Origin of the sequence: Buttiauxella sp. S19-1, from assembly GCF_022134725.1 — a bacterium.
GTDB classification, from domain to species: Bacteria; Pseudomonadota; Gammaproteobacteria; order Enterobacterales; family Enterobacteriaceae; genus Buttiauxella; species Buttiauxella ferragutiae.
Genome location: NZ_JAHWLU010000160.1, coordinates 1 through 8,431, shown reverse-complemented (window position 1 = coordinate 8,431; position 8,431 = coordinate 1). Strand labels below are relative to the sequence as shown.

Below are 8,431 nucleotides of genomic sequence, written 5' to 3'. Positions count from 1 at the left end.
TTTATCTTCATCTTCACTTTCATCTTCACTTTCATCTTCCGTTCCCTCAGACAGATGAAGGCGGACCCCCTTAATATTATATTGGTCTCTTAATGACAGCAGCCCCTCCTCTGTCTGCAGACTTCCCGACTCCCGCCCTCCAGGCATAATCATGCCACCAATAAGATAATATTCAGTGCGGGTAGCCCCAGCGGCTCTCATATCGCTGTCTATGTTATCAAGCATATCCTCAGGCTCTGCCAGACCAGAATAATGACTGAGTCCAAGTATCTGACTGTTATTGAGGGTCCATCCATAGGCGCATACAGCGATACAAGGACCAAGTCCACGGGTGCCCAGACTTTTATGTCGGCCAGAAATATTAGTAATAATTTTCGTTTCATCCATATCGACATCTTCAACATCGTCAAAAACAACATCTTCATTTTCAGGTAACTGCTGAATATGCCGATCTTCAAACAACGATGCATATTCTCTTTCGAGTGCCCGATAAGGTTCACGATCTGCATCAGTAATATGCTCAGGCTCAACCAATTCATGTGCACCGGTGTCTGAGCCTGAGGGCTCAGACGTCTCCATAAATTCATATTGACTGCCAGTGGCCATCGCCCCCGCCAGTCTCATCTGAAATTCGGTATCATCTGCCACCGGGATTGCAGACTGAGACGCTGACGAGGCTGTTTCATACGTATCCTGCATCATCGATGGCACAAAACGTGCCCTACAGGGGCACGAACTGGTACTGTCGAGCGTACCTGCCATTTTACGGCCGTGGATAGTATCATTCGCGATCCCGCCCGCAATCATATACATCCCGGGATGCTGGCCACAGGTCACCCGGTCACGTTCGCAGGCAATCCCTTTTCCAAACAACCGATGATCGCTTGCACCGTCTACAATTTTACCGCCACAGGTAGTCATGTCCCCCTGCACCAGATAGTAACCTTTTGCCATATCAGTTGTTCCTTCCGTTGAAGAGCATCAGCTGCAGAGCACGCCAGCTCGTGCAGGATCCAAGGAAATCAGCCCGGACAACAGTAAGTCCAGTTCAGGCTGAAGACGGGTTTTATCCGCCTCGCTGCGCCCGGCCTTACCCCGCAACAGTTTGAGCCTGCGGGCTTTAACTTCGAACATCAGCTCAGGTGTCCACTGTTCAAGGGTGAGCGCCCGTGCGCTGTCGTTGAGTTCACCCAGCAGGTGCAGTGCCATTTCATTTTTACCGTACTGTTCACTCACACGGGCCATCAGCAGACGCATCAGCCAGCGTTCACGGGGAGAGGTATAACCCGGCTGAGCCTGTAGCCAGTTAAGTGCGGCTTCAATACCTTCGCTGTCTGCTTTCGCCAGCACTTCAGGCTCAAGCTTCAGCACTTCATCATTGCCAGCAGCCACCGCTGACACCGGTTCATCTTTCCAGCCGGGTATGTCGTCCAGCACAGTTTCATTGATCCAGTTAAGTGTCACTTCATCGGCAAAGGCTGTACCGTCACTGAACGCCAGCACTTCCAGCCCCGGGAGTCGGGCCAGCAAACCTTTCAGGTCACGGCAGAGGATATCCGCCCGCACACTGTCGTTATCGAGCTTCACCAGTGCCTGCCAGGCGTACCACTGCACGTCCAGCCACAGGTGGTTAACGCCCTGCGCCAGTAAAGTATCTGAATGCTCCAGCAATTCAGACCAGCTTTTCTGCAGGTACAGGCGTTTGAGGTGCGCCTTGTTATCTGGTTTGGGTGGCACCAGGCGGGTGCGCCCTGACGCATCCAGTGGCGGGAGTTCGGTCAGCGTGTCCCAGCGGACACTTTTCAGCAAATGATGTCCGGCCAGCCAGCCTCCGGGTTGATCACGCAGATATTTCGCCAGCACTTTCGCCTGTTCAAGCAAATCACGCCCCGATGTGACGGTGTTCATCACCGGCGCTGACGACGCCATTGACGTCAACGGGGTATGCTCTTCCCTGCTGGTCTGGGGTACCAGACTGTTGGCCCCCCCACTCTGTACCAGCCGGTTATCCAGGGCCTGATACAATCCAGCCAGTTCTGGCCGGGCTTCCACATCAAATGTCCGGAACGTCTCTTCCGCCAGTAACAGGGCCGCGGTGATACGCTGCATAACAGACATATCGACTTCAGGATACAGAGACAGGCTGTCAGTCATACGGCTGCTCCCAAGCCATTCCAGAGCCGCTTTACGGCTACGACTGCGCTGAGGATGTAACCGGGTTCCGAACCGCGCCAGCATCGCGGCCATCAGCTCCAGTCCCTGAGCCAGTCCGGTTTCACCGTCCTGATGCAGACGCGCCCAGACGTAGAAGGTGATGATACGTAAATCTTTACAGGTGCCGGTCAATAGCTTTTCTGCCAGCTGGCAAATCAGGCCGGTATCAATCCCCGAGAGCTTGTTGACCTCTTCGCGAATACGCTGGAAATCATCGTCATAGCCCGGATCCTCTCCCGCAGGCTCGCTGCCGTCTACTGGGGTAAGCCAGCTTGCCCAGTCGGCACTGCGCGCCCTGGCCTGAGCCAGGGCGGCTTTTTCATCTGTGCCGCAGGTCTGGAGTACATCCTGTAATGTGGTCATTATTCCACTCCGTCCATGACTGAGTTATCAGGGCTAGCCATCGCCTGTGCTGTCGCCACGGCATCGACACTGAATATTTGTTCCGGCAGGCTAAAATCACGTAAATCCAGCAAGGCCAGAGGCCCTTTGCCCAACTGTGAGCGCAAAACCCACTGGAGGGTACGTCCATCAGAGGCAGAGAAGCTCATCATCCACTGACTGCGATCAATTTGCTGACGCTTGCCCTGATCCAGCCAGCGAATGAAGCCCCAGGTCCCACTGTAATCTCCGAACAGGCGTGCGCCGGCACTGGTTGAAGTCCAGGTCAGCATCGTTCCCGGTTTGAAGGTATCCCCCGGCCAGCGGAAAGACTGCCAGTCAGTCATCTGATTGAAGTAACGCAGCTGCTGCCCGTCGATAATCAGCTGAGTCTCTACCACCTGCGCTGCCGGGCGAGCCTGCAACTCAAAACTTATCCCCTGGCTGCCATCGGTAAACAAAATATCCGACAGCTGGCTCAACTGGTTAACAGCCCGCAGGAAGGCAGGATTAAATGTCAGGCCCTGGCTGTGTGCGTTGTCCGGTACCCACTGGCTGCCTTCTTTGTGAAGCACCCCGTTGAGTTCAGTCGCCAGGAACCTGTCAATGCGTCCACTGTCTTTACGGAGAAACTCAGCCAGCATGGGCAGAGACGCGTCGCTTTTGCTCGCCGCAAACGGGAAGCGACCATCAAAGGCGGTATGCCAGTTCGCCACCACTGAACGGCTCCAGCGGTCGTTAAGGCTGGCGGCTGACGGTTGCAGTACCGTTTCCCAGGCCTGCGTCAGCGGCTGAACAAACAGGGTGTTGCCAAAACCACTCCACTCTTCCCCCAGGCTTGCAGCCACGAGGCTACCGTACTGCTGGGTATCAGTCAGATCCACGCTTTTGCCCTGGAATACCGTCTGAGCCAGGGTTTGCATCATCTCCTGCGGATCAGAGGCACCCGCCACCTGCTGAAGACGCAGACGCACACGGGTGATACGGGTCAGGTATGTCTGCAGGCTCAGCGTGCTGTCAGCGGACATCACATTGTTGGCTTTGTTCTTCCCCATCAGCGCCAGCAAGGGGCCAAAGGTGTCATCCAGCGGCCCCTGCGGACCGGCTGCACTCTGATCGATAGCGGGCTTATCCTGGCTGCCGACTAGTTCTTTCGCTGATTTAAGGATGGAATCAGACAGTCCCTCGCTCTGCTGGCCAGTCTGCCCCTGCCAGGCCAGCGTATTCATCAGGGCAATCAGCGGAGACTGGCGCACATCACTCATCAGCGTCAGCTGGTCGGTCACATCGGCAATGTTGTTCGCCGGGTTGAGTCGCAGGCTGTTAAGGAAGCTCAGCCAACTGCCGGCGAAATCAGTGAAGTAACGTTGGGTCAGACGGGCTTTCAGCGCTTCCGGCGACAGGTCTTCGGAGACGGCTTTGCGGCTGTCGCTGAGCACCCAGTCAATTTCATCGCGTCTGGAGCTGACCGCCTTCTCGATAGCCTGCTGTATCCCCCCTTCCCAGGCCTGACGGGTGAACATCCCCGGGACCACCTCTTCGGTGGAGAACAGACGTCGGGCATCGGTGCCACTGGTCATGTCTTCCAGAGACACATCAGCAAAGTTACGGCGCACCGATTTGAGCATATTTTCATACAGCGTCCCTTCCGCATTGCGTCGGCCAATCTGCTGCAACAGTACCTGACGGCTCTGGCTAACCAGAGATGCATCCGGGGTAATTTTCCACTGCGGCTGCTGTGGCAGCTCAGTCATATAGAAAGCCCACAGGTCCGGGGACAGGCTCTGCCACAGGCCGGTGGAGATACCTGCGCGAGTTGGCTGTACATCCTTCATGGTCTGCGCGTAGAACGCTCCATCCACTTTGTCAGGGTGTGACATCATCAGCCAGGCTTTCAACTGGTCATAACCGGGTTTTGCCAGCTGTATACGCTGGTCGCTGTTTGGTGCCGAATTGGTCAGGGTGGTGAGCTTTTGGGTCAGTGCGGTACTTGCCGGGTCACGGATCAGACGATTGTTTGCCACCCCATACCACGGGAGCATGGCGTGAAACAGCTGCGTGTTATGATCGAGACCAAAACGCTGATACCAGGGCGCCCCTTCCTGGACATGATGCTGCAGGCGACCAGCATCGTTTCGCAGTTCATGCAGTGCCGTCAGTTGATAATCAGAAATGGAAGGATGCTCCACCAGGTTGCGTGCTTTTTCCGCCACAGAAGAAATCTGTCCGTAGTTCAGTGCAAAGGAGACCAACAGGCCTGCTCCCCAGAGACCGGCTGTCGCCATGAGGCACCATGCCAGCGTCATCTCCCAGGCCATACCCACGCTGCGGCCACGTACCCGGGTGCAGTCCGCGGTGATGCCCTGCCAGATCGCAGGGAACGTCAGCGCGTGCTGATGTAAAGCCGACGTGGCCTCTTCGCCCGCGTCCTTTGCTGTCTCTTCTGTGGGAAGCTCAGATGTATTGACCAGGCTGAACATCAGTCCCCGTAAGGGAACCCGCTGCTGTGAACTGTACAACCACGGAGTCAGGCGGGCCATCCAGCGCGCACTTCCCCCCTGTTCAAGCTGTTGGGCCAGACGCAGCAGAAAATCATACTGCGGTTTCTCAGCAATCTGCGACATACCCTGCTCACGCAGTTGCGGCAGAAGTTCATCGAGTTGCGTTGCTACCGTTTCAGGCATCGCCCGCATCGGTAACGCTATCCCGACAGACTGCGATTTACGCTCCATCTGCGACCATTGACTGCCGCACAACTGCCACATCCACACAGGTGTTGAATAGCGTAACGCTTCGCTGATTTTCTCCAGTCCGCGCAGATCACTGTCGCTTTTGCCCGGAGTGAGTTTCTGGTCTTCACCCAGTACCCGGACGATACCATCCAGTGGGCGGCCACGACGCAGTTTACGCAGCGCGGCATATTTCACCGTATCAATCTCGGTGGCCAGACTGCCACCGTAAATTAGAACGGTACGCTCCCCTTCCAGCCACTGACTTTTTTGCAGGCCGGGAACCAGCTGCTCAATTTCTGTTTCATCACCCACGACTAACAGGAGGCGAATTTTGTGGCGCCAGAAGTTGCCATAGCGTTTGTGCAGATGACGTCTGATGCCATCACACAGCATAGCCTCAGGGGGCTGAGTGTCTTTCTCACGTCTGCGTTTCTTCTTCTCGTCATCACCGCGGGTTGACTCAACGATGGCCTCGAATTCCTTGCTACCGGAATGACGAACAACAATCAGAAGCAATATTGCTCCGACCAGAAAGCTCCCTGTCAGACAGCCACCCGCAATGAGCCAGTGAGTCTGCTGTTCAGTGCCTGCTGAAAGACCGGCTACGTCTGGATATTTCCAGACGATAAATGTCATAGCACCCAGTAAAAGCAGGAAAAAGACGACGACAGCAAGATATCGACCTTCCGTTTCCTTTGGTAATAAAGCAGATAACCTCACGAATCTATCTCCTGTCGGGAAGCCGTCGGGGTGACGAGTGTGCTCCACAGCACATCCTGTGTGGTGTCTCCACAGATAATCATCTGTGGAGACTGTGTTAGTTGGGTTATTTCAGTCGCAGCGGCAATGGCAAGCCAGGGGGCAGCTGCCCCAGCGTGGCCCATAGTGCTGTCGAGGTTAATAACAGCATCACCTTCAACTGCTTTCGCGGGCGGTTTATTCTGATGAATAACCACTTCCGCATGCTGCTGATCGTTGAGCCCGGACAGCCAGAGATGTCTGACGATGCCATCTTTGACCGGAACGTTGTAGGCGGCCATCCGCATGCCGAATTCAAGCTCTCTGGCTGGAGAGGGATCCGGACGGTGTAGTAATGCCAGAGGAGAAACTGATTCCTGCGTCAGCCTGTTACCAAAGAGCAATGCAACTGCTACCTCAGCACTGTTGTCTACATGAACTGGCGCAACCTGAAGTGCTACCACCAACAACATGGCGTTATCTTTAAAGTGATTATTGAGCCAGTTATCAACAATTCCGGGGCCGGAACCTTTGATGTATTCAACAGGAAGTGCTATTCCGCTTTCTTCCCAGGTCTCTCCCCATAACTGGATCACTTCGCTATGCGGAACAGTTGATGAAATATCAAAAGCCAGCGTCAAAGAGGCTTTGTCAGAGCACGATGTCAGATGCAAAGCCAGGTTTTCAGTTAACTGGTCGAATAAAAGCGATATTAATGATGAGGGGGTTTCATCTGGACTTACTGCTATCCTGCTCATCCTGCGACCTTCTGTTCCCTGCCAGTCGGTTTGTGCAGCAATGATGCTCGCATTACTGAGAATTTTAGTGACCACTTCGTCCTGATGCTCAGCCGGATAACCGGTAATAAAAGACACATTTAATATCTGAAGTGCCCGACGGCTACGACGCGTTTCACTGATTATCCACGCCTCCCGACGTTTATCGTATCCATTTGCTTTCATATCCTTCAGCATCCAGATTGCGAATCGACCGCCGGCAAAAACAATCCAGAATGCAACAGGTACGCCCAGCGCAATTAACCAAAAATAATGATTATCAACATACCGACCAAAGATCCGCATCAAAATAACACTGCCAGCCAGCATTATTGCCAACGCAATGAACCAGCGGGAAATTTTTGGAGAAACGGGTCTGATATATCTTTGGGGGAGATTTTTTAGTGAATGCACAATTCTTAAGCTCAATTTTCTGGGGTGAAAACCATTAGATCAAGGGTATCTATTGAATTCCCATGATTCATTTTTTTTGCACGATTCGAAGTTGTTTTCATCTGATGGATCAAATTCAGAGGTGACTTCTTTGAGATGCCCATTAGATAGATTTATGAACCCCCCAAGATTGTTACTAATATAAGCAACATCTCCTGATTTTAGATAATTTACTTCGAAGACTCCGTCGCTGAGGCCCTGTTCATACTTCTTATAATCATTCGCAACATCCAATAATATAACATTAGTATCCTGAGGATTACTTTCATTAAATTTTTTCGGTTTACCCCATATGATGATTTTAGTACCATCACATTTGACACTATAACCATTGATTACACTGTCTAACTTTATATCTTTAACATCAGAGTTAAATTCAATGCTAACTGTATCATTCCCTTTTAATTTAACATTCATGGCATGTACATGGGAAGTCAATAAAAATAATGAAGTTAATGCGGCAATCATTTTCATATAATTAAACCATCAAGATTTTTGCAATTCGTGTTGTTTGTTTCCGTCTATGCTCTTCGCCGGTATATGCGCCATTAAGTACTGACGCCCCCTCAACTTTAGCCACAGGTGCAGAAGACATAGCGAAGTAGCTAACACTAAGAAAAGACATTACAAATATTTTTATTTATACGTGGACTTGTCATGGTTATTTAATATCGTATCATTCTCTTTATTGCCTAGACCTATTTCCATGCTTTCAAGAGTCTTTAGCACATATGGGATCCGACCACTATCTGGGGCAAGACTACCAGAGCCACAAAGTGCAATATAGGTAGAATCTTGAACTAAGCAAAAGCTAATCACCCCCCCTGCATTTTTATAGGTATCCTTATCATCCTTAGTAAGGTTCCCATCAAAAACAACATATCCCTTAGCATTCTTTGCTTTGATATTATATAACGTCAATAGCTTGTAAGGCCCATCTTTATTTGAAGGAATTATATCAAATTTTTTGTTGTTAACTTTAATCCATAAAGATTTACTTCTCGAATAAACAATTCGTTCATTTATACTTCTGTCATATCCGTTACTGTAGACAGTGTCGGACGATAAACAGACCCAACTATTGACCGGAAATCTGTCAGTGGAATCATTATATTCTTTGTTAGTTTTGTTTTCGGA

The 8,431-nt window shown here is 51.6% G+C and carries 6 protein-coding genes; all 6 read right to left on the bottom strand.

Annotated elements, in window-relative coordinates:
* On the bottom strand, nucleotides 1-954 hold a 954-nt coding region (gene xopAK, locus MES37_RS22335; protein WP_237932673.1), incomplete at its 3' end, for a PAAR domain-containing protein.
* Nucleotides 955-981: 27 nt separating this feature from the next.
* On the bottom strand, nucleotides 982-2,577 hold the full coding sequence (gene tssA / locus MES37_RS22330; protein WP_237932672.1) for a type VI secretion system protein TssA: 1,596 nt from the start codon (nucleotides 2,575-2,577) through the stop codon (nucleotides 982-984).
* The gene (locus tag MES37_RS22325) at nucleotides 2,577-6,047 is read right to left on the bottom strand and encodes an ImcF-related family protein (RefSeq protein WP_237932671.1); all 3,471 of its coding nucleotides are present in this window, start codon (nucleotides 6,045-6,047) and stop codon (nucleotides 2,577-2,579) included. Before MES37_RS22325 ends, tssA begins: the two co-directional genes overlap by 1 nt.
* A complete protein-coding gene (locus MES37_RS22320) occupies nucleotides 6,044-7,171 on the bottom strand; it encodes a hypothetical protein (RefSeq protein WP_273695116.1) in 1,128 nt (375 codons plus the stop codon). The genes MES37_RS22325 and MES37_RS22320 overlap by 4 nt, the downstream gene beginning before the upstream one ends.
* Nucleotides 7,172-7,294: 123 nt before the next feature.
* The gene (locus MES37_RS22315; protein ID WP_237932670.1) at nucleotides 7,295-7,768 is read right to left on the bottom strand and encodes a hypothetical protein; all 474 of its coding nucleotides are present in this window, start codon (nucleotides 7,766-7,768) and stop codon (nucleotides 7,295-7,297) included.
* A gap of 162 nt (nucleotides 7,769-7,930) precedes the next feature.
* A partial coding sequence (locus MES37_RS22310) for a hypothetical protein (RefSeq protein ID WP_237932669.1) occupies nucleotides 7,931-8,431 on the bottom strand: 501 nt, incomplete at its 5' end.